The organism is Nocardioides sp. L-11A, from assembly GCA_029961745.1.
Classification (GTDB): domain Bacteria; phylum Actinomycetota; class Actinomycetes; order Propionibacteriales; family Nocardioidaceae; genus Nocardioides.
Window position 1 is genome coordinate 399362 of record CP124680.1, and the last position, 22055, is coordinate 421416.

The following is a 22055-nucleotide window of genomic DNA, read 5'->3' on the forward strand; positions in this document are numbered from 1 at the left end:
GTCGGGGTACGGCACTAATCTTCTGGCCATGGCAGCCACCCCCGGTCCCGAGTCGGTGCGTTCGGCGCGGGCCTTCGAGCTCGCGGTCGAGAGCGTGATCGACTACATCGAGCGCTCCCGGGTCTCCGTCGGCTCCCGGCTGCCGGGGGTGGCCGAGCTCGCCGAGGCGCTCGACGTCTCGAAGCCGACCGTGCGCCAGGCCCTGGCCGCCCTCCAGGAGAGCGGGATGCTGGCGGTCCGCCGCGGCGGCGGCGCCGGGGTCTACCTCATCTCGGAGCTGGCCCCGGTCTTCGTGATCTCCAGCGACGTGCTGCACGAGGAGCAGATCGTGGAGGCGCTGACCGCCCGCCGGGTGATCGAGGGGGCCGTCACACTGCACGCGCTGCAGGTCGCGACCGACCAGGACCTCGCCGAGATCGACCGCTCCGTGGCGCTGATGGTCGAGCACGTCGACGACCCGGTGCTCGGCGCGCGGGCGCACGCCAAGTTCCACCGCGCGGTCGCCCGCGCCAGCCAGAGCCGGCAGCTCGTCGACGCCACCCACGCGATCAACCGGTTGCTGGCGCCGGTGCGGGCGACGTACCCGCCCGCCGGCAAGGACGACCGCACCACCCTCGTGGTGCACCGCCGGCAGGCCGAGGTGATGCGCGACCGCGACGCCGAGGCGCTCGGCGTCGTGATGGACGAGCACTTCCGCCAGCTGGAGGACGTCGTGGCCGCGCGGCGCGGTGTGTCCTGGGCGGACCTGTGGGGTCCGGCCGGCCCGCCGACCGGGCTGCGGCTCGCGCTGTGAGGGTCCTGCTGAGCCGGGCCCGGCTGGCCGGCGGTCGGCCGACCGACTCCCTCGCCGACGTTCTCGTCGAGGACGGGCGCGTGGTGGCGACCGAGGCCGCCGGGACGCTCGACGGGGTCGACGGGGTCGACGGGGTCGACCACATCGACCTCGACGGACGGCTGCTGCTCGGCGCCTTCGCCGAGCCGCACGCGCACCTCGACAAGGCCGGGACGGTCGACGACGTCGCCAACCCGGCCGGCGACCTGTCCGGAGCCGTGGCGGCCTGGCGCGCCCACCGCTCGACCCTGTCGGTCGAGGACATCGCCCGGCGGGCCCGGTCCGCCGCCCTGGACGCGCTGCGGCGCGGCACCACCGCGATCCGCACCCACGTGGACGTCGGTCCCGGCGTCGAGCTGCGCGGCGTCGATGCGCTGGTGGCGGTCCGCGCCGAGCTGCGCGACCTGGTCGACGTCCAGATCGTCGTGATGTCCTACCCGCTGTCCGGCGACCCCGACGCCGCCGCGGCGGCCCGCCGCCGTCTCGAGGAGGCGCTGGAGCGCGGCGCGGACCTGGTCGGGGGTACGCCGCACGGCGAGCCCGATCCGGCGGCGGCGATGAGCGTCGCGCTGGACGTGGCCGACCGGTTCGGCCGGGGTGTCGACCTGCACATGGACGAGCACCTGCGTCCCTCGCTCGACGTCGTGGAGCTCGCCCGGCTCAAGCGCGCCGGGTTCGCGCACCCGGTCGCGGCGAGCCACCTGTCCAGTCTCGCGATGCGCACGGAGGCCGAGCAGCACGACGTCGCCCGGGTGCTGGCGGAGGCGGGCGTCGATGTGATCGCGTGCCCGGCGACCAACCTCTACCTCCAGGCCCGGGACCGGCCGAGTGCGCCGCCACGGGGGCTCACCGCCGTCCGTGCGCTGCTGGCCGGGGGCGTGCGCGTCGCCGGCGGCGGCGACAACGTCCAGGACCCGTTCAACCCGCTGGGCAGCGGCGATCCGTTGGACAGCGCGCAGTTGCTGGTGCTCGCCGGCCACGTCCCACCCGACCAGGCGGTGACCATGGTCGGAGACGGGGCCCGAGCGGTCCTCGGCCTGCCCGCGGCCGGAGTCACCGTGGGCGCGCTCGCCGACCTGGTCGCCGTACGGGCGGGCTCGGTGCGCGAGGTCGTCGCCGAACGCTCGGCGGACCGGATCGTGCTGCGCCGCGGGCGGGTCGTCGCGCGCACCACGCAGACCGCCGAGGTGGCGTGGTGACACCGACCGACGAGGCATGGCGGGCCCTGTCGCCGGCCGACCTGGCGCGGGAGTACTCGCCGAGCTCGATGGTCGCCTCCATCGACGCCGAGCTCGACGTCTACGCCGCGGCCAGCGATGCCGCCCGGAGCCGACACCCGCACACCGAGCATGCCTACGGTCCGGGCGCGCGTCAGCGACTCGACCTGTTCCATCCCGGTGGCATTACGCCGGTGCCGGTCCTCGTCTTCGTGCACGGCGGCTACTGGCAGGCCGAGTCCAAGGAGCGCGCCTGCGGTGCGGCACCGGACGTCCTGGCCGCGGGTGCGGCGTACGTCGCGGTCGAGTACACCCTCGCTCCGGCGGCCTCCCTGGCGCAGATCGTGGCGGAGTGCCGCGCAGCACTCTCCTGGTTGATCGGGCACGCCGCGGAGCTGGGCATCGACCCGGCGCGGATCCACCTCGCGGGCAGCTCGGCGGGCGCCCACCTGGCGGCGCTGCTGGCCCTCGACGACCCCGCGGCGCTCGGACCCGGCGCCGAGATCCGGACCGCGTCGCTGCTCAGCGGCGTCTACGACCTGCGCCCGCTGGTCGGCACCTACGTCAACGACCCACTCGGCCTCGACGAGCCGACCGCGTGGGAGCTCAGCCCGCTGTCCCGCGTCCACGCGTCCGACGTTGCGCTGGTCGTCACCTGGGCCGAGCACGAGACGGCGGAGTTCAAGCGCCAGAGCCGGGCGTTCGCCGCGGCCTGGCAGGCGTTCGGCAACCGGGTCGATGTCATCCCGGACGCGCCGCGGTGCAACCACTTCGACCTGCCTCTCGACCTGGCCGCTCCCGCGACCGCGCTGGGGCGGACGGTCCGCGGGCTGCTGCATGGTTGAGCTCCGCCCCGTGACCCCCGCCACGCGCCGGGGGAGCCGATGGGGGCCGCGCGCGCTGCTGCTGGTCGTCGGCGTGGCGGTGCTCGCCTTCAACCTGCGTCCCGCACTGGTGGCCGTCGGGCCGCTGACCGGGCAGCTGCGCGCCGACACCGGACTCACCGCCGCCGCGACGAGCATGCTGACCACGCTGCCGCTGCTGTTCTTCGCCGTGCTGTCGCCCCTCGCCCCCGGGCTGGCGCGCCGGATCGGCCTGGAGCGGGCACTGGTCGCCTCGGTGCTCGTGCTGCTGGCCGGCTGCGCCGTCCGACTGGTGCCCTCGATCCCCGCCCTGTACCTGGGCTCCGCAGTGATCGGGATCGGCATCGCGGCGGCCAACGTCCTGGTCCCGGTGGTCATCAAGCGCGACCTCGCCGACCACCTCGGCGCCGCCATGGCGCTGTACTCCGTGACCCTCAGCCTCGGGGCGGCCGGTGCCGCCGGGGCCGCGGTGCCGCTCGGGCACGCGTTGGGGCTCGACTGGCGTGGCGCCCTCGGGCTGTGGGGGATCCCGGCCGTGCTCGCCGGCGGGCTGTGGCTGGCCATCCAGCGGCGGGCGGGCTCGCGTCCGCAGGTGACCCCCGTCGACGTACCGTCGGCGACGGTGCGGGTCTGGCGGTCGCCGACCGCGTGGGCGGTCGCGGCCTACTTCGGCCTGCAGTCGGCGGTGTTCTACACGCTGACGGCCTGGCTGCCCGAGGTGCTGCACGATGCCGGCCTGGACGAGACGGCGGCCGGCGTGATGACGGGTGTGCTGAGTGCCAGCGGCGTCGCCGGCGCCCTCGTCCTCCCGCTGTTGGCCGTCCGCGCGCGGTCCCAACGGCTCCTGGCCGCCCTCTGCGCGGCGGTCATCGGGACCGGCATCGCCGGCCTGGCGCTCGCTCCGGGGTCGGGAGTGGTGGGGTGGACCGTGCTGCTCGGGCTGGGCTGCGGCGGCGCGGTCGGGCTCGCGCTGACCCTCTTCGCCCTCCGCGCCCGACGGCCCGCCGGAGCCGCCGCCCTGTCCGGCATGGCGCAGTCGATGGGCTACGCCCTGGCGGCGCTGGGGCCGCTGCTGATCGGCGTCCTCCACGACCGGACCGGCGGGTGGGGCGCCCCCCTGGCGGCGCTGATCCTCGCGTCGGCGCTGCTGGCCGGGGTCGGCGTGCTGGCCGGGGCCGACCGGTACGTCGACGACCCGGCGTGACCTGCCCCGGGATCTGACCGCCGTACCCGGCATCTCGGTCGTGATCCGAGCCGATCCACGACCGAGATGCCGGGTACGAGGGGGGTTCACCCGGATCGCCCGTCGGATGTCCCCACGACGGGGGACATCTGGTCACCCTCCCCGCTGAGGCCGCATGCGGAGCCTCGCTCGGATCGTGCATCGTGCTCGCGCTGGACGGCAGGTCCGCCGGTGAGCGCGCGGGGCGCGATGACGTGGAGAAGGGGACTGATCAGTGAGAACGACGACACAGAAGCAGCGGACGCGCCGGACATGGCCGGCCGCGGTCGCCGCGGTGGCCGGTGCCCTGGTGGCAGGGGCCCTGGCGGTGCCGGTGCCGGCAGCGACCGCGGAGCCCGGACCGGGTGACCAGGTCTATGTCGGGCCGAGCATGCAGGGCTACTCGGGTACGGCGATCCACGGCGTGTACGCCGAGCCGCCGGCCGATCCCGGCAACCTGGGCACGCCGGACTACTGGGCCTACTGCATCGAGCACGACATCTCGGCCGGGTCGCACATCACGGGCGGGCTGGGCGAGGCCGCGGACTTCCTCGGCAACAACCACTTCACCGACCCGGCCATCCAGGGCAAGGTCCTGTGGGTGCTCGCCCACAGCTACCCGGCGCTGAGCCTGGCGGACTTCGGTGCTGCCGCCGGCGTGCCGGGCATCTCCGCCGACGACGCGATCGAGGCGACCCAGTACGCGATCTGGCGCTACACCGACCTCACCTTCGACGCCCCCTGGGTCTGGGAGACGCAGGACTCGCAGGACGCCTACTGGTATCTCGTCAACGGGGCGAACGCCAGCGGCGGCCTGACCCCGGCAGACCTTCGCGCCACCGCGGAGATCGCTGGTCCCGCGGCCGTGCAGCAGGCCGACTCGCTGGTCGGCCCGTTCACCGTGAGCACCAGCCAGCCGACCGCCCAGGTCTCGGTCGCGCCCGCGTTGACCGTGACCGACGCGAGCGGGACGCCGGTCGACACCGCCGCCGTGGTCGACGGCCAGCAGCTCTACCTCGACCTGCGCGGCACGCTGAGCGCCGGCTCGGCCACCGTCACGGTGACCGCGACCGGCTCGGGCGCCAACGGCAGCATCATCTCGGTGCCCAAGCAGCCGGGAGGCACCGCGACGCCCGGCGATCACGCGCAGTCCATGATCCTGATCGCGCCGAGCACGGCCACCGTCACCGACTCCGCCGCCGTCGCCTGGGTGGCGCCGTCGATCGGCACCAGCCTGGTCGACGCCGCCGACGGCGACCGGGTGCTGCCGGCCGCGGGTGGCACGGTGATCGACGCGGTCGCCTACCAGAACCTGACGCCGGGCACGTCGTACACGATCACCGGTGAGCTGGTCCGCAAGTCCGACGGCTCCGCGACCGGCATCACCGGCTCGGTCACCTTCACCCCGACTGCGGCACAGGGCAGCATCGACGTCCACTTCACCGTCCCGGCCGGGTACGCCGGGCAGCAGCTGGTGGCCTTCGAGGAACTGGCCGTGACCGGGTCCGCGACCGTCCTGGCCGAGCACAAGGACATCGACGACGCGGCTCAGACGGTCAGTGTGACCGCCGACAGCACACCCGGCCCGGCTGCGGTGTCCCTGACGACGGAGACCTCGAAGGCGACGGTCAAGCCCGGCGCCGAGGTGTTCGACACCGTCACCATCAGCGGGTTCGTCCCCGGGCACGGCGCGACCGGCTCCGCCACGCTCTACGGGCCGTTCGCGACGCGCGATGAGATGGCCTGCACGCCCCAACACGCGGTCGGCACGGTGTCCTTCGCCCCGGCGAACGGCGTGATCCGGACTCCCTCGGTGAAGGTGGCCCGCACCGGCTACTACACCTGGGTGGCCGCGACGACGGCCGACAGCCGCAATGCGGCGGCCACGCACGCGTGCGGTCTGGCCTCGGAGACGACGCTGGTGCGCAAGCCGTCGTACCGTGCGCCCGTCGTGGCGACCGGGTTCAGCTCCCCGGGCGCCGACGTCGCCGGCCGGCGCAAGGCGACCCGGCTCAGCATCCCGTCCCTGGGCGTCAACGCCCGCACCACGATGGTCGGGATCAAGAAGGGCGCCGTGCAGGTCCCGGGCCAGGTCGCCCGCACCGGCCAGCTGCGGAAGTCGGCCGCGGCCGGCGACCTGATCGGCACCACGGTCATCGCCGGGCACGTCTCGGACCGGCACGACCGCCCCGGCGCCTTCTGGAAGCTGACCCGGGTCCGTCCCGGCCAGGTGGTCACGGTCCGCGAGGGCAACCGGACGGTTCGCTACCAGGTCGACTCCGTCGAGCGCTTCTCGCGCGCGAAGCGGCTGCCCCAGCGGTTCTTCTCGACCGTGGGCGAGCACCGGCTGGTGCTGATCAGCTGTGCCGGCCGGGTGACCACGGCCGGCGGTGGCTTCCACTACCGCCAGAACGTGGTGGTCACGGCGACCCCGCTGGACTGACCGTCAGGCCAGACCCAGCAGCCGCGCGGCCAGCCGACCCACGAGGTCGGCTGCGTCCGCGGGGACCGGCTCGGGCGCCCGGAGGTACTGACCGACCACGGCCAGCGGGAGCCCGAGCAGGGCGAAGGAGACCTCGTCGGCCGGTACGCCGGTCGCGCCCGCGACCGAGCCGACCGCGGCGCCCAGCGCGGCGTCGCGGCGGTCGCGGGCCGCCGCGTGCTCGGCGATCCGCGCGGCCGGCCAGGTGTCGGGATCGAAAGCGCGCGGACCGGCGTGGAGGACGGCGGCGCGTGCCGGCTCGGCCCGGCACCACGTGACGATCCAGGCGGCCGCGCCGACCGCGGTCTCCGGCGTCGGCGCCGCGCCGAGCCGGTCGTGGTAGTCGGTCTCGAACCGGTCCGCGGTGCGCTGCCACAGGTCCGCGAGCAGCGTGCCGCGGTCGGGGAACCGGTGGTAGACCGAGCCGCTGGGGGCACCGGCCGTCCGGGCGACGGCACTCATCGTGACCGCCCGGGCGCCGCCCGCGGCGAACAGCTCCGCGGCGGCGTCGAGCAGGGCGTCGCGGGTGTGGAGGACGGATCGACCCATGGTCGTAGAGACTAGTCTCTAGATTTTAGTAGAGACTAGTCTCTAGATTGGCTCCATGGACCTCCCGCCGAACCTTCGCCCGACCACTCCCGACGACGCCGACTGGCTGCTCGCCCGCCGGGTCGTCCGCCGGGCGGTGGCCACCTCGCTGCACTGCAGCGTGGCGTCGACCAACGCCGACGGGTCGGCCCACGTCACCCCGATCGGCTCGGTCCAGCTCACCGCGCCCGGGACCGGTTTCTACTTCGACGTCTTCAACCGCCGGCTCGCCGAGAACGTCGCCCGCGATCCGCGGGTCACCATCGCCGCCGTCGACAGTGGTGCCGTGATGTGGGGCCGCTCGCTCCTGCGCGGGCGCTTCGTCCGGCCGCCGGGCGTGCTCCTGGTCGGCACCGTCGGGCCGGCCCGCGCCAGCACCCCGGCGGAGGTGACCCGCTTCCACCGCGTGCTGGGCCCCCTGCTGCGCACCCCCGGAGGGCGGGCGCTGTGGGGCACCCTGCCCCGGGTGCGCGACCTCTCCGTCGAGAGCGTCCACCCGGTGCGGCTCGGCACGATGACCGGCCCGGCCTCCCGCTGACCCGCGCCGACCCGCGCTGACCCGCGCCGGCCCGCGCCGGCCCGCGCCGGCCCGGCTCAGGTCTCGACCCGCTCGACCTCGTGCTCCAGGATCCGCTCGCGCCACTCGGTCCACGGGTGGGCCGAGGCGCGCAGCCCCTCGACGACCTCCGGCTCGACGCCGAGGTAGTCGTAGGTGCCGCCGTGGCGGAACCGGACCCGCAGCCGCGCGGTGGCGGCGTCGTACCCGACCGCCTCCAGCGCGCGGGACCGCCGCATCCGCGTCAGCTCCATCTCCTCCACGTCTCCGTCCTACCGCGGGCGGGCGGGGACGTCCAGGCCGGTGGCGATCCGATCGATCCGGTCGATCCGGTCAGGGGACGACGAGCACCGGCCAGCGGCGCAGGCGCATCAGCTGCACCGGGAGCGGGCCGCCCGGCCGGAGGTAGGCGTGCTGGCGCGACGAGCCCAGCACGATGAGGCCGGCGGACAGCTCCTCGGCGACCGCCGCGAGCACCCGGGCCGGTGGCCCGACCCGGACGAAGAGCTCGACGTCGACCGGCCAGACCGTGCTGGCGATGGCGTCGCGCAGCTCCCGCTCGACCTGGTCCTGACCCTCCAGTGCGGCGCGGACCGCGCCCTCGTTGCCGAGCGACGCCTCGGCGGTGACGTCGCGGGCGAGCACCAGCGCCAGCCGGCTGTGCTGCCGGCGGGCCAGGCCGGCGGCGTACGATCCGGCCCGGGTCGACGTGACGCTCCCGTCGACGCCGGCCACGATCCAGGCGGCGCCGTCACGTCCGAGCTCGAAGGCTGTGTCCTGCTGACCTGCCACAGGGGCAGGCTACGCGGAGCCGCGTCCGGGCTTGGCAGGATGCGGGGGTGGGTACGACGATCGCCTTCCTCGGCTGCGGCGCGATGAACGAGGCCATCCTGGCGGGACTCCTGGACTCCGGGGTGCCCGCGGACCAGGTCGTGGCGACCGTCCGGACGGTCGAGCGCGCCGCCCGGCTCGCCGACCGGTACGGCGTCCGGGTGGCCGCGACGGCCGACGACGCCGCCGCGGGGTCGGCCCCCACCTCCAACGCGCGGGCGGCGGCCGAGGCCGCGGTGGTGGTGCTGGGGGTCAAGCCGGCGCAGGTGCCCGCGCTGGCCGCGGAGATCGCGGCCGGACTCGCTCCCGACACCGTCGTGGTGAGCGTCGCCGGCGCCGTACCGCTGGCGAGCATCGAGCGGGTGCTGCGGCCCGGCCAACCGGTCGTGCGGGCCATGCCGAACACGCCGACCCGGGTCGGGCACGGCGTCACCGCGCTCGCCCCGGGCGCCCATGCGTCCGCCGAGCACCTGCGTCGGGCCCATGCGCTGTTCGACACCGTGGGCCTGGTCGTCGAGGTGGCCGAGGACCGGCTCGACGCCGTGGGCGCGGTGAGCGGGTCCGGTCCCGCCTACGTCTTCTACCTGACCGAGGCGCTGGCGGAGGCCGGCGCGCGGCTGGGCCTGCCTGCGGAGCTCGCCCGCCTGCTCGCCGCCCGGACCGTCGCCGGTGCCGGCCGGATGCTCGACGGCGACAGCGCGGACCCCGCCGACCTGCGCCGTGCGGTGACCAGTCCCCACGGCTCGACCGAGCGTGCGATCGCGACCTTCGAACAGCGCGATCTCCGCGCGATCGTCGCCGCCGGGGCGGCGGCCGCGGCGGCCCGCAGCCGGGAGATCGCCCGCGAGCTGGAATAGATCGGCGACCGAGGGGGGTTGGGCGAAGCGGCGTACTCTCCGATCGTCGCGCCCCAGCCCCAGGAGGATCCCTTGTCCGCGTCCGCAACACCCACCGGCGAGCCCCTCGGCGGAGCCGACGACGACCGGATCACCCCGGACATCCTCAAGGTCGCCGGTGTCGTGGTCCTCGGCTCGATCATGGCGATCCTCGACACGACCGTCGTCAACGTCGCGTTGCCGACCTTCATGGGGGAGTTCCGGGTCGACTCCTACTCCACCGTGGCCTGGACGATCACCGGCTACACCCTGGCACTCGCCGCCGTCATCCCGGCGACCGGCTGGGCGGCCGACCGGTTCGGCACGAAGCGGCTCTACATCGCGGCGCTCGCGCTGTTCACCCTCGGCTCGGTGCTGTGCGCGACGGCGTGGAGCATCGAGACGCTGATCCTCTTCCGGGTCCTGCAGGGTCTCGGCGGCGGCATGCTGATGCCGCTCGGCATGACGATCATGACCAAGGCCGCCGGTCCGCACCGGATCGGTCGGCTGATGGCGATCCTCGGCATCCCGATGCTGCTCGGCCCGATCCTCGGCCCGATCGTCGGCGGCTGGCTGATCGACTCGGCGTCCTGGCACTGGATCTTCCTGATCAACCTGCCGCTCGGCATCGCCGCGATCGTCTACGCCCTGGCCGCCCTCCCGGCGGACGCCCCGGAGCCCAGCGAGTCGTTCGACCTCGTCGGCATGGCCCTGATGTCCCCCGGCCTCGCCCTGTTCCTGTACGGCGTCTCGTCGATCCCCGGCGAGGGGACCGTCGCCGCGACGAAGGTCCTCGCTCCGGGCATCGTGGGACTCGCCCTGATGGTCGGCTTCGTGTTCTGGGCCTTCCGGCCCGAGCACCCGCTGCTCGACCTGCGGCTGTTCCGCGACCGCAACCTCACGGTCGCCACGGTCGTCATGTTCCTGTTCGCGGGCTCCTTCTTCGGCGCCCTGCTGCTGGTGCCGACCTACTTCCAGGAGATCCGCGGCGAGAGCGTGCTGAAGGCCGGGCTGCTCGTCGCCCCCCAGGGCCTCGGCGCCATGCTGACCATGCCCCTCGCCGGCGCGCTGGCCGACAAGATCCCGGTCGGCCGGATCGTCCCGTTCGGCTTCATCGGCATCATCGTCGGGGTCGGCGGACTCGCGTTCAGCACCGATCCGGACACGTCGTACGCGCAGATCATCGCGTTCCTGTTCATCATGGGCCTCGGCATGGGCGGCACGATGATGCCCGTCTTCACCTCGGCGCTGAAGACGCTGCGCGAGCACCAGGTCGCCCGCGGCTCGACCCTGATCAACGTGCTCCAGCAGGTCGCGAGCTCGGTCGGCGTCGCCGTGATGTCGGTCGTGCTCACCAACCAGCAGAAGAGCGTCGCCGACCCGTCCGAGGCCTTCCGGGCGCCGTACCTCGTGGCGACCGTCGCGCTCATCGTGACCCTGATCCCGGTCGCGCTCCTGCCGCGCCGGCGCGAGGAGTCGCACCTGCTCGACGACGAGGGCCAGGGCGGCCGACCGGTCATCCTGCACTGATCGCGACGCGGGCCCACGCGCAGCGGTGCCCGGCGTGGAGGCGATGGAGGTGACCGCCGAGACGGCCGGCGACACCGGCGGCGAGTGCGGCGAGCAGCGGGACGCCCGTCTGGACGGGCGTGGCCATCGCCGTGGGAGCAAGCGAGGTGTTCCTGGCCTCCGGTACCCGGCGACGCCCGGGCGCAGACGCGAGGGGGCTCAGCCGATCGTGACGACGCCGACGAGCGACACGGTGGTGACGACCAGGGTCGAGGCCAGGCCGAGCGCCAGGGCCCGGCCACCGCTGTGCAGCAGCCTGCCGACGTGCACGCCGGTCCCCAGGGCGAACAGGGCGGCCGCCAGCGCCGCCGTCTGCAGGGTGCCGGCGACGTCGAGCACGACCGCCGGCACCAGCCCGGTGGTCCGCAGCAGCACGCAGCCGAGGAAGCCCAGGACGAAGGCGGGGACCAGCGGCGGCCGGGGCGTCGACGCGACGGGTCCGCGGCGGGCCCGGCGGGCCGTGCTCACGGCGGCGACGACCGGGGCCAGCAACAGGACCCGGGTCAGCTTGACCACGACGGCCAGGGCGACGGCGGTCGTCCCGGCGGGCCCGGCGGCGGCGACCACCTGGCCGACCTCGTGGATGCTCGCTCCGGCCCAGATGCCGAGCTGACGGTCGGAGAGGCCGAGCGGAGCCTGCAGCAGGGGCAGGGCGATCATCGCGGCGGTGCCGTAGAGCGTGACCATGGTGATCGCGGTCGCGACGTCGTCCTCGTCGGCGTCGGCCGTGCGCTCCATGCCGGCGACGGCCGACGCGCCGCAGATCGCGAACCCGGTGGCGATCAACAGGCTGCGGGCCGGGCCGACCCCGAGCCGCAGGCCGAGCCACCAGGTGAGCGCCAGCGTGCTCACCAGGGTCAGCACCACCAGCACGATGATCGGTACGCCGAGCGCGGCGATCGCGGTCAGCGACAGCGAGAGCCCCAGCAGGACGACCCCGATGCGCAGCAGCCGCTGGACGGCGAGGCGCAGGCCGGGGCGCGCGGCGAGGGGGACCAGGTCGAGGTTCGCGACCACGGCGCCGAGCAGCACGGCCCAGGTCAGCACGCCGATCGACGGCACGAGGCGGTGGCCCAGCACCGCGAGGGCGACACCCGCCGCGGTCAGGCCGAGGCCCGGCAGGACGGAGGGACGCAGGGCGTCGCGTCGCGTCGTCGTACGGTCGGTCGTGGTGGTCGGGGCCATGTCCTCCAGACTGGGTCCGTCCCGCGGGTCTCGGTAGTGAGCACCTGCACATCACGTCATACGGAGAACGCATGAGCACCCGACGGCCGGACCTCGACGACCTCGAGGTGCTCGCGCTGGTCGCCCGGACGGAGAGCATCGGTCAGGCCGCACAGGAGCTGCGCCTCTCCCAGCCGAGCGTGTCGCGGCGGATGCTCGCGCTGGAACGACGGCTCGGGGTCACCCTGCTGCACCGGACCACGCAGGGGACGACCCTGACGGCGCACGGCCGCCTCGTGGTCGACTGGGCCGGCGAGCTGCTCGGTGCCGCCGACCGGTTCACCCGCTCGGTCGCGACCCTGCGCGCGGAGGGCGACCGCGTCGTCCGGGCCGCGGTGTCGATGACCATCGCGGAGCACTACGCGCCCGCCTGGCTCGCCCGGTTGCACGCGGCGGCGCCGCAGTTGGAGGTGTCGTTGGTCGTCGCCAACTCGGCCGAGGTCGAGCGGCTGGTCCGCAGCGGCGCGGCCGAGCTCGGCTTCGTCGAGGTGCCCTCCGCGCCGGACGGACTCCGTCGGGAGCGGGTCGGTGAGGATCGGCTGGTGGTCGCCGTGGCGCCTCGCCACCCCTGGGCCGCACGCACCGAGCCGGTCACTGCCGCGGAGCTCGCCGCGGGTGGCGTCCTCGTCCGGGAGGCCGGATCGGGCACCCGGGTGACCCTCGAGGAGGCACTTCGCGGCGAGGGGCACGAGCTGGAGCCGGGCCTGGTCATGGCGTCGAACAGCGGACTGACCCACGCCGCGATGGCGGGGATGGGTCCGGTCGCTCTGTCGGAGCGGGCGCTCGAGGTCCACCTGCGCCTCGACGAGCTGCGCGCCGTACCACTCGACGAGATCGCGCTCGTCCGCCCGCTGACCGCCATCTGGCGCAGCGACACCCCGCTCCCGGACGCCGCCGCGCGGCTGCTCGCGGCGGCCGTCGCCGGCTGAGGATCAGCGGGTCGAGGCGTCCGCGTCGTGCGCCACCCGTGCGGAGTGCAGGCGGGCGTGCGCGATCGCCTCGGGGGTGGTCGCGAAGACGTGGCGCTCGTGGGCGAGCCGGCTGGGGACGCCCAGCCGCTCCAGCACCGTGAGGTGGGCGGGACGGATGCCGGAGAGCAGCACCGTCACGCCGCGCCGCTCCAGCCGTTCGATCGTGTCGGCCAGCACGTGGGCGCCGGTGGCGTCGATGGTGGTGAGGCGCGACATGCGCAGCACGACGACGCGGACCTGCCGGACCTCGGCGAGGTCGAGCAGGAAGTCGTGGGCGGCGGCGAAGAACAGCGGCCCGTCGAGGCGGTAGGCGACGATGTGCTCGTCGAGCAGGCGCCGCTCCTCGTCGAGGTGGTCGCCGTCGTCGAGAGGGACCTCCTCCAACCGGGCGGTGGTGGCGGTCTGGCGCAGCGCGAAGAACCCGGCCGCCGCCAGGCCGATGATCACCGCGAGGACCAGGTCCAGGGCGACGGTGGCGACGGCGGTGACCAGCAGCGTGGCGGCGTCGCCGCGGGTGGCGCGCAGCAGCGGGGCGAGGCTGGAGACCCGGACCATCTGCACGGCCGTCGCGATCAGCACGCCGGCCAGTGCGGCGAGCGGGATGTGACCGACCCAGCGGGCGGCGGCGAGGACCACGATCAGCAGCAGGAGGGCGTGGCTGAGGGCCGCCAGCCGGGAGCCGGCGCCGGAGCGGATGTTGACGGCGGTGCGCGCGATGGCGGCGGTGGCGGGGATGCCGCCGAAGAGCGGGCTGGCGACATTGGCGAGCCCCTGCCCGAGCAGCTCACGGTCCGGGTCGTGACGCTGGCCCACGCTCATCGCGTCGGCCACGGTCGCGGAGAGCAGGCTCTCCAGGGCGCCGAGCGCGGCGACCGCCACCGCGGCGAGCAGCAGGGTGTCGAGGTCGCCCCAGGGCACCGACGGCAGCCGGGGCGCGGGCAGGCCGGACGGGATCGCGCCGATGGTCTCCAGGGGCCGCTCGCCGCCGCGACCGAGCAGCGCGTTCGCCCCGGTCGCCAGGGCGACCAGGACCAGCGCCGCCGGGAACCCGGCGCGGACCCGGGCGAGCGCGACGATGACCGCCGCGACGGCCAGCGCGGTCACCGGCGCGGCCGGGTCGGGCGCGGCGACCCAGGCGCGCACCGCGTCGCCGGTGAGCACCAGGATCCGTTCGGCGTGCACGTCGACGCCGAGGGCCGCGGGCAGCTGCTGGAGCGCGATGATCACGGCGATGCCGGCGGTGAAGCCCTCGATGACGGGGACCGGCACGTAGCGGATCGCGCGGCCCGCGCCGGTCACCGCCAACGCGAGCAGCATCAGTCCGGCGAGCAGCCCGACGACCAGGACGCCGTCGGCACCGTGCGCCGCGACGATGGGGATGAGGACGACCGTCATCGCGCCGGTGGGGCCGCTGACCTGGACATGACTGCCTCCGAAGACAGCCGCGACGGCGCCGGCGACGATCGCCGTGACGATGCCGGCTCCCGCGCCGACCCCGGAGCTCACCCCGAAGCCGAGGGCGAGGGGCAGCGCGACCAGTGCGACCATGACGCCGGCCGTGAGGTCGCGGCGCGGACGGGCCGGGGACCAGTCCTCCCGCCGCGGCGCGAGCTGCCGGACCCGCGCCGTGAGGGCGCTCATCGGTGGTCGGGGACCATCAGCTCGTCCTCGAAGTCGGACCGCGTCTCGGCGAGTCCGACCAGGATCCGACGGGCCGAGAGCAGGAGGTCGCGGACCTCGGGAACGCTGATGGAGTACACGACCGCGGTGCCCTCGCGCCGCGAGACCACCAGCGACGTACGGCGGAGCACGGCGAGCTGCTGCGAGAGGTTGCTGGGCTCGATGGCGATCTGCTCGAGCAGCTCGTGGACCGCGTGGTCGCGCTCGGCGAGCAGCTCGAGGATCCGGATCCGGGCGGGGTGGCCCAGGGTCCGGAAGAACTCGGCCTTGGTCTGGTAGAGCGGAACGCCCATCGCAGGCTCCTCCCTCTCGCGTGCCCACGGACGCCCGCTAGACTACATGAGTTGAAGAAGTTTTCATGTCGTGGTTCCGCGGGGAATCGGACGCGAAGGGAGCCGGCAGGACGCATGGACGACTGCACCGCCGAGACCGTCACCGCCGCACTGCTCGAGCCCGGCGACATCGTCACGCTGCCCGGCGTGGCCGGCCGCTGCCGGGTCCAGGTCGCCCGCGCCGCCGTCCCCGGCGTGGTGTGGCTCTACGTCGTCGACGCGGCCACCGGCGTACGACGGCGGGGCCATGTCGCGCTCCCGCTGCACCGCACGGTCACCCGGCATGCCGCCGGCCCGGTCGCGACGACCGGGCCCGGGCCCGAGAGCACCTGACGGCTCTCGTCGTACCGGACGGATCGGTCGCTGATCGGGCGGATCCACGACCGTTTCGTCCGGTACGACGACCTCAGTCGATCAGCTCGACGTCGACCTGCTGGCTGGTGCGGACGACGCCGAGCAGGCTCGTCTGCACGTAGACCGTGACGGTGTCGCCCGCCGCGACCTGCACCAGGAAGTCGTGGGCGATCCGCTCGGGGGCGAGGAGCGAGGTGCTGACCGTCCGGCTGATCCGGCTGCCGGGCACGACCGGATCGGTCGGCAGGCCGTCGGCGCCCTTGGTGGCGAAGGCGGACAGGGTGGTGAGGGCGAGCGGCGGCAGGAGGTCGACGCCGTAGCTGATCCGGTACGTGCCCGCCCGGGTGAACGTCAGCCCGGTCGGGCCGAGGAAGTCGGGCCCGGTGCCGAGCTTGGTGAAGGCCATGCCGCTGACGTTCTGCGGGGTGTTCGGCACCAGGATGGGGATCGCGATGCTGTCCGGGGCACTGTGGTCGTAGTACGTGTAGGCGCCGCCCGGGGCGCTCTCGCCCGGCACTCCCTGGGGTCCGGGCGGGCCGGCGGGTCCGGCCGGGCCGGCCGGTCCGGCGGGGCCCTGCTCGCCCTCGGCCCCCGGCGCGCCGGCCTGGCCCGGGCCGCCGTCCGCCCCGGCAGCGCCCGGGGCCCCTGCCGCGCCCGGTGCGCCCGGCGTGCCGGCGGGCAGCTCTCCGGCGCGGAAGTCGAGGGCGCGCAGACTGCCGTCGCGCACCTTGCCCGAGCCGACCGCGCCCTGGTCGATCTTCGATCGGGTGACGGCATGGTGCTGCAGGGCGGCCGTGTTCACCGAGTTCTTGTGGGCTACCACCGCGGCGTACGAGCTGCCGGACACGGCGACGAGGAGGGCGAGGAGGGCGAGGACGAGTGCGGCCGGACCGCTGCCCTTGACGGGGATGCGCATGGAGCTGACCTCTCGGGTCGGGTGGGGAGCCACCGGGGTCGGACCGTGTCACGGTAGGGCGCCGCCCGCGCCCGGAGACGGTCGCTCGGCAAAGGTCACCCGCCGGATCGCCCGCCGGGGTCAGCTGTCCCGGCTGAGCAGGTCCGCCACGAGGTCGACCTGGCGCGGGTCGTCGCCGGTGGGGATCAACTGGACCTCGTCGGCGCCGATCGCTGCGAACCGGTCCAGGACGCCGCGCAGCTCGTCGAGCGTGCCCGCGAAGCCCGCGGTCGGAGCGAGGGCGTCGACGAGACCCGTGGGCAGCCAGTTCATGTAGTGGCGCAGGTGCCGGTGGATCTGGGCTCGCGGGTCGGGCGAGGTCTCGGTGAGCGCGAACCAGAAGGACGTCGTCAGGCGCGGCGCCGGCCGCCCGGCCCGCGCCCAGGCATCCCGGGCGACGTCGAAGAGCGCGGCGGTCGCGTCGACGTCCAGGTCGAGGGTCATGCCGGCCAGGCCGTCGGCCCACCGCGCCGCGTGCCGGACGGTGCGGTGGCCGAGGGTGCCGACGAGGAGCTCGGGTCCGCCGGGCCGCACCGGTCGAGGTCCGACCGGGCGGGTGGCCCCGGTGAGGTTCTCGCCGGCCCACACCCGACGTAGGGTCGCGGCCCGGTCGGCCATGGCGGCCATGGTCCGGCTGCTCCAGTCGGCCGACACGGCCGCGTAGTCCTCCTCGCGCCCGCCGACGCCGAGGCCCACGCTGAGCCGGCCGCCGCTGAGCCGGTCGCCGGTGGCGAGGGCCTTGGCGAGGTGGACGGGGTCGTGCAGCTGGGGGACGACGACCGTCGTACCGATCCGCACCCGACGGGTCCAGGCCGCGACCGCGCCGAGCAGGGTCAGCGCGTCGGGGTTGTCGAAGGCGATCCGCTCGCCGAAGCACAGCGAGCTGAACGGACCGGCGTCGATCCGCTCCGACCAGTCGCGCAGGACCTCAGGGGCGATGTCGGGCTCCATGACCGGCAGGGTCATGCCGACGTCGAGTGGGTGGCTCATGGGGATCAGCCTCGCGCCCGCAGTCCGGTCGACACCAGGTCGACCAGGGCCTGGTACGCCTGGGCGTCGTCGAGCCCGGTGGCGGCGCCGATCCGGCCGTCGCCGATCGCGTCCATCACCTCCGCGACCGCCGCGCCGACGAAGGTCGCGTCGACCCGGCGCAGCGCGCCGGCCTCGACGCCCTCGGTGACGAGCTGCTGGACGCGCTTCGCCGCGTGGGCGGTGTTGGCCCGGTAGACCTCGGCGCCGGGCGGGAAGCCGGCGAGGTCGGCGTAGAACCGCGGCGAGGCGGGGGCGAGCTCGTCCGCGACCGCGGTGAGGTACGTCGCGAGGCGGTCCGCCGGCTCCGCGACTGCGTCCACGCGCGCCCCGATCCGCTCCGCCGCCCGCTTGAAGAAGTACCGGACGGCGGCGGTGATGAGCTGCTCCTTGCTCGGCGCGACGAGGTAGAGCGTGCTGCGGGAGCAGGACAGCCGCTGGGCCAGCTCGCCGATCCCGAAGTCCGCGAAGCCCTCGGCCAAGAAGACCTCGACGAGCTCGTCGAGCAGGGCGTCCCGTCGCCGGCGGGGGCGCGCGGGCGGCGTCGAGGAGGGCGGCACGGTCGCAGGCTAGCAACCAAGAGGGTACTTTGGTCCGTACCAGAATCACCGTTCCAGTACTCATCGGAGGAACCATGCCCGCTCGTCGCCTGATGGCGTCCGAGGAGACCGCCGACCTGCTCCGCCTCGCCCGTCAGCTCGCCACCGACGAGCTGCTCCCGCGCGCCGCCGAGGCGGAGGCGACGGGCACCTTCCCGCGCGAGGTGTTCCGGCTGCTCGGCCGCTCCGGCTTCCTCGGCCTGCCTTATCCCGAGGAGCTCGGCGGCGCTGGGCTGCCGTACGAGGTCTACCTCCAGGTGCTCGAGGAGATCGGCTCGGTCTGGTCGAGTGTCGGCGTCGGCGTCTCGGTCCACGCGCTGAGCTGCTTCGGTCTGGCCACCTTCGGCACGGACGAGCAGCGCGCGGCCTGGCTCCCCGAGATGCTGGGCGGCGAGCTGCTCGGCGCCTACTGCCTCTCCGAGGCCCATGCCGGGTCCGACCCGGCGGCGATGCGCACCCGCGCCCGGCTCGACGGCGATGCCTACGTGATCGACGGCGCCAAGGCCTGGGTCACCCACGGCGGGCAGGCCGACTTCTATAAGGTCATGGCGCGCACCGGCGACGGGCGCGGCGACATCTCCTGCTTCCTCGTCCGCGCCGGCACGCCCGGCCTGAGCGCCGACGCGCCCGAGGACAAGATGGGCCTGATGGGCTCGACCACCGCGACCATGCGCTTCGAGGGGGTCCGGGTGCCGGTCGAGCAGCGCCTCGGCGACGAGGGGCAGGGCCTGCGGATCGCGCTGGCCGGCCTCGACGCCGGCCGGCTCGGGATCGCGGCCGTCGCGACCGGTCTGGCCCAGGGCGCCGTCGACCGCGCTGTGGGCTACGCCCAGCAGCGCGAGGCATTCGGGCAGCGGATCATCGACCACCAGGGCCTGGCCTTCGTCCTCGCCGACATGGAGGCCGCCGTCCAGTCCGCCCGCGCGACCATGCTGCACGCCGCCCGGCTCAAGGATCTCGGCCTGCCGTTCTCCCGCGAGGCCTCGATCGCCAAGCTGGTCGCGACCGACGCCGCGATGAAGGTGACCACCGACGCGGTCCAGGTCCTCGGCGGCGCGGGCTACACGAAGGACTTCCCGGTCGAGCGCTACATGCGCGAGGCCAAGGTGATGCAGATCTTCGAGGGCACCAACCAGATCCAGCGGATGGTCATCGGCCGCTCGCTCGACCGCGAGGCCGGCGCCGGCGCGATCGTCAGCGCCTGACGGGGGGATCAGGCGTGGCCCGCGCGGCGTCGTACCCGGCGATCGGGTCGCGGTCTCGCCGGTCCGACGACCTGGATGCCGGGTACGACGTCCCGGTGGTGCAGGGCACGCCCTAGGGTGGCGCCGTGAGCGATGCGGAGCTGCCCGAGCCGGTGGAGCGCCGGCTGCAGCGGCTGTGGGCCGAGGCGGCCGAGCGCGGGGGGCCGATGCCCAGCGAGATCGCGCTCGCGTCGTCGCTGGAGATCAGCCGGCCCGCCGTACGCGAGGCCCTGGTGCGGCTGGAGGAGCGCGGCTTCATCCACCGCCGCAAGGGTGCGGACACCGCGGTGAACAGCTCGCTGCTGGGGATCCCCGCGCGCTTCGAGCAGCGGCTCGAGAGCGCGGAGCTGATCTCCGCGATGGGCCGGACGCCGTCGGTGCGTGTCGTGTCGGCCGCGATCGGCGAGGTCACCCTCGACGAGGCGCGCGAGCACGACGTCTCGCCGCGCCAGTCCGTGCTCCGCACGACCAAGGTCTGGTCGGCCGACGACGAGCCGGTGCTGGTGGCCCGCGATGTGGTGCCGGTGCTGGCCCGGACCGACCCGGCCGGCCTCGACCCCGCGACGCCGATGCCCGAGCTGGCCCGGGCGCTGGTCGGCGAGCAGGTCGGCTGGGAGTTGGTGTGGCCCGGCGCCGACGGATTGTCCGAGGAGGAGGCCGGGCTGACCGGCCGCCCGGTGGGCGAGCCGGCCATGACCCTCGACGCCACGGGGATCAGCCGGTCCGGCACGGTCTGCTACTGGACGCGCGAGGTGCACCTGCGCGGTGCCTTCCGCTACGCGCTGGTGCGCCGGGCCGACTGGTAGCGCGCCTACCGCTGCAGCCGGGTCGTCGTCTCGGACTCCGCGACCACCCGGCCCTCCCGGATCACCCAGCGTGGCCGGGCGTGCTCGGTGAAGACGTCGCGCAGCCGTCCGTCGGGGTGGACGCAGAGGTTGGCCGGGTTGCCCTCGGCGATCGCGTGGTCCGGTACGCCGAGCACGTCGGCCGCGCGCGTCGTGATCAGGTCGAGCAGCAGCCGCTGGTCGGCGCCGGTGAGGAAGCGCAGCGTGTGGGCGGCGAGGAAGGCCACCTCCAGCATGCTGTGCCGCCCGAACGGGTAGTACGCGTCCTCGATGTCGTCCTGGCCGAGCGCGACCGGGATGCCGTCCTCGAGGAACTCCCGCACCGGCAGGTGCAGCGGACCGGTGTGCGGGTCGGACACGAAGCCCAGGCCGGCCGCGTGGGCGAGGTCCATCAGCCGCTGCAGCGTGGGCTGCGGGTAGGTCGCCAGCGCCCGTGCGTGGCAGGCGACCCCGCGGCCCTCCAGGCCGTGCTCGATCATCGCCTCGGCCAGCATCTGGGTGGTGCGCAGTCCCGGGTCGCCGGCGTCGTCGACCAGCATCGCCACGCGCCGGCCCTGCTCGGCGGCGAGCCGGCAGGCCCAGGCCACGTGCGCCTGCGCCTCGGCGTCGGTCATCTCGATCCAGGGGATCCCGCCCACGACGTCGGCGCCCATCCGCAGCGCCTCCTCGCACAGCTCGGCGGCACCGGGGTCGCGGAGCAGTCCGTCCTGGGGGAAGGCCACGACCTGGAGGTCGAGCAGGTCGCGGTACTCCTCGCGCACGGCCAGCACCGCCTCCATCCCGACCAGCCGGGCGGTGGTGTCGACGTCGACGAACGCCTGGATGTGCAGCACCCCGTGCGCGACGGCGGCGTCGAGCGCGCGCCGGATGTTGGGCTCGAGCCACGCCCGGTCGTACTGCCGCTTCACCTGGCTCGCCTCGCGCACGATCGAGCGCAGCGCGGCACCCATGTTGCCGGACGTGTACGCCGCCAGCGCGCCGTCGCCCGCGCGGTCCAGCGTGTGCACCTTCTCCAGGTGCATGTGCCCGTTGGCGAAGGACTCGGTGACCAGTCCGCCGCCGGCGTCGATGGTCCGCGCGGCGCTCGCCCCCTTCGGAGCCGTGGTCCCGACGTGGGCGTAGCGGCCGTCGCGGATCCCCAGCGCGACGGGGGAGCCGTCGGCGAGACGCGCGTCGGTGACCAGCAGGTCGTACGCCGCGCTCATGCCGCGGCCTCGAACGCGATGGACTCCTGCAGGGTGAGGCCGCGGCGCAGCGTATTGCCGACCGGGCAGGTCTCGATGCCGTGCCGCAGGGCGTCCTGCTGGTCGGCAGTGAGGTCGCCGTGGACGGTCACCTCCGCGATGATGCGCGAGATCCGCAGCTCCCGCTCACCGGGGTCGAGCGGGCCCGACGTCGGCCGGTTGATCCGCAGCGAGAGCCGGATCTCCGCCCGGTCGTAGTCGAAGCCCTGCTGGCGCGCGACGCCGCGCAGGGTGCCGGCCATGCAGCCGCCGAGGGCCGACAGCACGAGGCCGAACGGGTTCGGCGCCGTACCCCCGCCCTCGAACTCGCGCGGCTCGTCGATGACGACGGTGTGCTCGCCGCCGACGACGGCGAGCGAGGCGAAGTCGGCCAGGCTGTGCACGACGACGTCGCGGTTGGCCGACGCGTGGGTCGGTACGGTCACGGTTCCTCCCGGATGCTCGATCTGTCTGACAAGACAGTCGCCACCTGTCAGACAGGTGTCAAGAGGTCGGGAGGGGTCCGGCCACCGGCTCGTCAGGTGTCGACGAGACGGGACAGGC

General features: G+C 74.6%; 23 protein-coding genes. 12 read left to right on the forward strand and 11 right to left on the reverse strand.

From position 1 onward, the window contains the following. Positions 1–28: 28 nt before the first annotated feature. The 5 genes from QJ852_01830 (at position 29) to QJ852_01850 (ending at position 6577) form a co-directional block, all read left to right on the forward strand. A complete protein-coding gene (locus QJ852_01830) occupies positions 29–793 on the forward strand; it encodes an FCD domain-containing protein (protein ID WGX97183.1) in 765 nt (254 codons plus the stop codon). Further along, on the forward strand, positions 790–2031 hold the full coding sequence (locus QJ852_01835; GenBank protein WGX97184.1) for an amidohydrolase family protein: 1242 nt from the start codon (positions 790–792) through the stop codon (positions 2029–2031). Before QJ852_01830 ends, QJ852_01835 begins: the two co-directional genes overlap by 4 nt. Next, positions 2028–2894, forward strand: a complete 867-nt coding sequence (locus QJ852_01840; GenBank protein ID WGX97185.1) for an alpha/beta hydrolase — start codon at positions 2028–2030, stop codon at positions 2892–2894. Before QJ852_01835 ends, QJ852_01840 begins: the two co-directional genes overlap by 4 nt. Positions 2895–2904: 10 nt before the next feature. Beyond that, positions 2905–4116 (forward strand): MFS transporter, encoded by a 1212-nt coding sequence (locus tag QJ852_01845; GenBank protein ID WGX97186.1) that lies wholly within the window; start codon positions 2905–2907, stop codon positions 4114–4116. A gap of 253 nt (positions 4117–4369) precedes the next feature. After that, entirely contained in the window at positions 4370–6577 is a 2208-nt protein-coding gene (locus QJ852_01850) for a VaFE repeat-containing surface-anchored protein (protein WGX97187.1), read from the forward strand. A 3-nt stretch (positions 6578–6580) separates the two neighbouring features. On the opposite strand, the gene QJ852_01855 is transcribed toward QJ852_01850, so the two are convergent. Then, positions 6581–7165 carry a TetR/AcrR family transcriptional regulator gene (locus tag QJ852_01855; GenBank protein WGX97188.1) on the reverse strand — a complete coding sequence of 195 codons (585 nt, stop codon included), beginning with the start codon at positions 7163–7165 and terminating at the stop codon, positions 6581–6583. Between the two features lie 55 nt (positions 7166–7220). On the opposite strand from QJ852_01855, the gene QJ852_01860 reads away from it, so the two are divergent. Continuing rightward, on the forward strand, positions 7221–7742 hold the full coding sequence (locus QJ852_01860) for a pyridoxamine 5'-phosphate oxidase family protein (protein ID WGX97189.1): 522 nt from the start codon (positions 7221–7223) through the stop codon (positions 7740–7742). A 56-nt stretch (positions 7743–7798) separates the two neighbouring features. On the opposite strand, the gene QJ852_01865 is transcribed toward QJ852_01860, so the two are convergent. Both QJ852_01865 and QJ852_01870 read right to left on the reverse strand, forming a co-directional pair. Then, positions 7799–8014 carry a KTSC domain-containing protein gene (locus QJ852_01865; protein ID WGX99518.1) on the reverse strand — a complete coding sequence of 72 codons (216 nt, stop codon included), beginning with the start codon at positions 8012–8014 and terminating at the stop codon, positions 7799–7801. A gap of 79 nt (positions 8015–8093) precedes the next feature. Beyond that, the gene (locus tag QJ852_01870; protein ID WGX97190.1) at positions 8094–8552 is read right to left on the reverse strand and encodes a universal stress protein; all 459 of its coding nucleotides are present in this window, start codon (positions 8550–8552) and stop codon (positions 8094–8096) included. A 47-nt stretch (positions 8553–8599) separates the two neighbouring features. On the opposite strand from QJ852_01870, the gene proC reads away from it, so the two are divergent. Next, positions 8600–9448 carry a pyrroline-5-carboxylate reductase gene (gene proC / locus QJ852_01875; protein WGX97191.1) on the forward strand — a complete coding sequence of 283 codons (849 nt, stop codon included), beginning with the start codon at positions 8600–8602 and terminating at the stop codon, positions 9446–9448. 72 nt (positions 9449–9520) lie between these two features. Next, positions 9521–10996, forward strand: coding sequence for a DHA2 family efflux MFS transporter permease subunit (locus tag QJ852_01880; protein ID WGX97192.1), 1476 nt, complete (start codon positions 9521–9523; stop codon positions 10994–10996). A 198-nt stretch (positions 10997–11194) separates the two neighbouring features. On the opposite strand, the gene QJ852_01885 is transcribed toward QJ852_01880, so the two are convergent. Beyond that, positions 11195–12220: a putative sulfate exporter family transporter gene (locus QJ852_01885; GenBank protein ID WGX97193.1), complete on the reverse strand. Its 1026-nt coding sequence runs from the start codon at positions 12218–12220 to the stop codon at positions 11195–11197. A gap of 71 nt (positions 12221–12291) precedes the next feature. Between QJ852_01885 and QJ852_01890 the strand changes: the two genes are divergently transcribed. Continuing rightward, positions 12292–13188 (forward strand): LysR family transcriptional regulator, encoded by an 897-nt coding sequence (locus tag QJ852_01890; GenBank protein ID WGX97194.1) that lies wholly within the window; start codon positions 12292–12294, stop codon positions 13186–13188. A gap of 3 nt (positions 13189–13191) precedes the next feature. Here the strand turns inward: QJ852_01890 and QJ852_01895 are convergent, their stop codons facing one another. Together QJ852_01895 and QJ852_01900 are read right to left on the reverse strand one after the other, a co-directional pair. Then, positions 13192–14871 (reverse strand): SulP family inorganic anion transporter, encoded by a 1680-nt coding sequence (locus QJ852_01895; GenBank protein WGX97195.1) that lies wholly within the window; start codon positions 14869–14871, stop codon positions 13192–13194. Beyond that, positions 14868–15203, reverse strand: a complete 336-nt coding sequence (locus QJ852_01900; protein WGX97196.1) for a metalloregulator ArsR/SmtB family transcription factor — start codon at positions 15201–15203, stop codon at positions 14868–14870. Before QJ852_01900 ends, QJ852_01895 begins: the two co-directional genes overlap by 4 nt. A gap of 114 nt (positions 15204–15317) precedes the next feature. Between QJ852_01900 and QJ852_01905 the strand changes: the two genes are divergently transcribed. Next, a complete protein-coding gene (locus QJ852_01905; GenBank protein WGX97197.1) occupies positions 15318–15575 on the forward strand; it encodes a hypothetical protein in 258 nt (85 codons plus the stop codon). Positions 15576–15648: 73 nt separating this feature from the next. Here QJ852_01905 and QJ852_01910 read toward each other — a convergent pair whose 3' ends face one another. The 3 genes from QJ852_01910 to QJ852_01920 form a co-directional block, all read right to left on the reverse strand. Then, the gene (locus QJ852_01910) at positions 15649–16512 is read right to left on the reverse strand and encodes a hypothetical protein (protein ID WGX97198.1); all 864 of its coding nucleotides are present in this window, start codon (positions 16510–16512) and stop codon (positions 15649–15651) included. A gap of 120 nt (positions 16513–16632) precedes the next feature. Next, positions 16633–17541: an LLM class flavin-dependent oxidoreductase gene (locus QJ852_01915; protein ID WGX97199.1), complete on the reverse strand. Its 909-nt coding sequence runs from the start codon at positions 17539–17541 to the stop codon at positions 16633–16635. A 5-nt stretch (positions 17542–17546) separates the two neighbouring features. Then, a complete protein-coding gene (locus QJ852_01920; protein WGX97200.1) occupies positions 17547–18140 on the reverse strand; it encodes a TetR/AcrR family transcriptional regulator in 594 nt (197 codons plus the stop codon). A 74-nt stretch (positions 18141–18214) separates the two neighbouring features. Between QJ852_01920 and QJ852_01925 the strand changes: the two genes are divergently transcribed. Together QJ852_01925 and QJ852_01930 are read left to right on the forward strand one after the other, a co-directional pair. Continuing rightward, a complete protein-coding gene (locus QJ852_01925) occupies positions 18215–19384 on the forward strand; it encodes an acyl-CoA dehydrogenase family protein (GenBank protein WGX97201.1) in 1170 nt (389 codons plus the stop codon). A gap of 125 nt (positions 19385–19509) precedes the next feature. Beyond that, complete coding sequence (locus QJ852_01930) at positions 19510–20229, forward strand: GntR family transcriptional regulator (GenBank protein ID WGX97202.1); 720 nt, start codon at positions 19510–19512, stop codon at positions 20227–20229. A gap of 5 nt (positions 20230–20234) precedes the next feature. On the opposite strand, the gene QJ852_01935 is transcribed toward QJ852_01930, so the two are convergent. Beyond that, positions 20235–21473 (reverse strand): amidohydrolase family protein, encoded by a 1239-nt coding sequence (locus QJ852_01935; GenBank protein WGX97203.1) that lies wholly within the window; start codon positions 21471–21473, stop codon positions 20235–20237. Then, positions 21470–21937, reverse strand: coding sequence for an OsmC family protein (locus tag QJ852_01940; GenBank protein WGX97204.1), 468 nt, complete (start codon positions 21935–21937; stop codon positions 21470–21472). The genes QJ852_01935 and QJ852_01940 overlap by 4 nt, the downstream gene beginning before the upstream one ends. Positions 21938–22055: the final 118 nt, after the last annotated feature.

Excerpts from the sequence above, each read along its gene's own strand:
- QJ852_01830 (WGX97183.1), top strand. The coding sequence starts at position 29 with ATGGCAGCCACCCCCGGTCCCGAGTCGGTGCGTTCGGCGCGGGCCTTC.
- QJ852_01855 (WGX97188.1), bottom strand. The coding sequence starts at position 7,165 with ATGGGTCGATCCGTCCTCCACACCCGCGACGCCCTGCTCGACGCCGCC.
- QJ852_01860 (WGX97189.1), top strand. The coding sequence starts at position 7,221 with ATGGACCTCCCGCCGAACCTTCGCCCGACCACTCCCGACGACGCCGAC.
- QJ852_01865 (WGX99518.1), bottom strand. The coding sequence starts at position 8,014 with ATGGAGCTGACGCGGATGCGGCGGTCCCGCGCGCTGGAGGCGGTCGGG.
- QJ852_01885 (WGX97193.1), bottom strand. The coding sequence starts at position 12,220 with ATGGCCCCGACCACCACGACCGACCGTACGACGACGCGACGCGACGCC.
- QJ852_01890 (WGX97194.1), top strand. The coding sequence starts at position 12,292 with ATGAGCACCCGACGGCCGGACCTCGACGACCTCGAGGTGCTCGCGCTG.
- QJ852_01895 (WGX97195.1), bottom strand. The coding sequence starts at position 14,871 with ATGAGCGCCCTCACGGCGCGGGTCCGGCAGCTCGCGCCGCGGCGGGAG.
- QJ852_01900 (WGX97196.1), bottom strand. The coding sequence starts at position 15,203 with ATGGGCGTTCCGCTCTACCAGACCAAGGCCGAGTTCTTCCGGACCCTG.
- QJ852_01905 (WGX97197.1), top strand. The coding sequence starts at position 15,318 with ATGGACGACTGCACCGCCGAGACCGTCACCGCCGCACTGCTCGAGCCC.
- QJ852_01910 (WGX97198.1), bottom strand. The coding sequence starts at position 16,512 with ATGCGCATCCCCGTCAAGGGCAGCGGTCCGGCCGCACTCGTCCTCGCC.
- QJ852_01915 (WGX97199.1), bottom strand. The coding sequence starts at position 17,541 with ATGAGCCACCCACTCGACGTCGGCATGACCCTGCCGGTCATGGAGCCC.
- QJ852_01925 (WGX97201.1), top strand. The coding sequence starts at position 18,215 with ATGCCCGCTCGTCGCCTGATGGCGTCCGAGGAGACCGCCGACCTGCTC.
- QJ852_01935 (WGX97203.1), bottom strand. The coding sequence starts at position 21,473 with ATGAGCGCGGCGTACGACCTGCTGGTCACCGACGCGCGTCTCGCCGAC.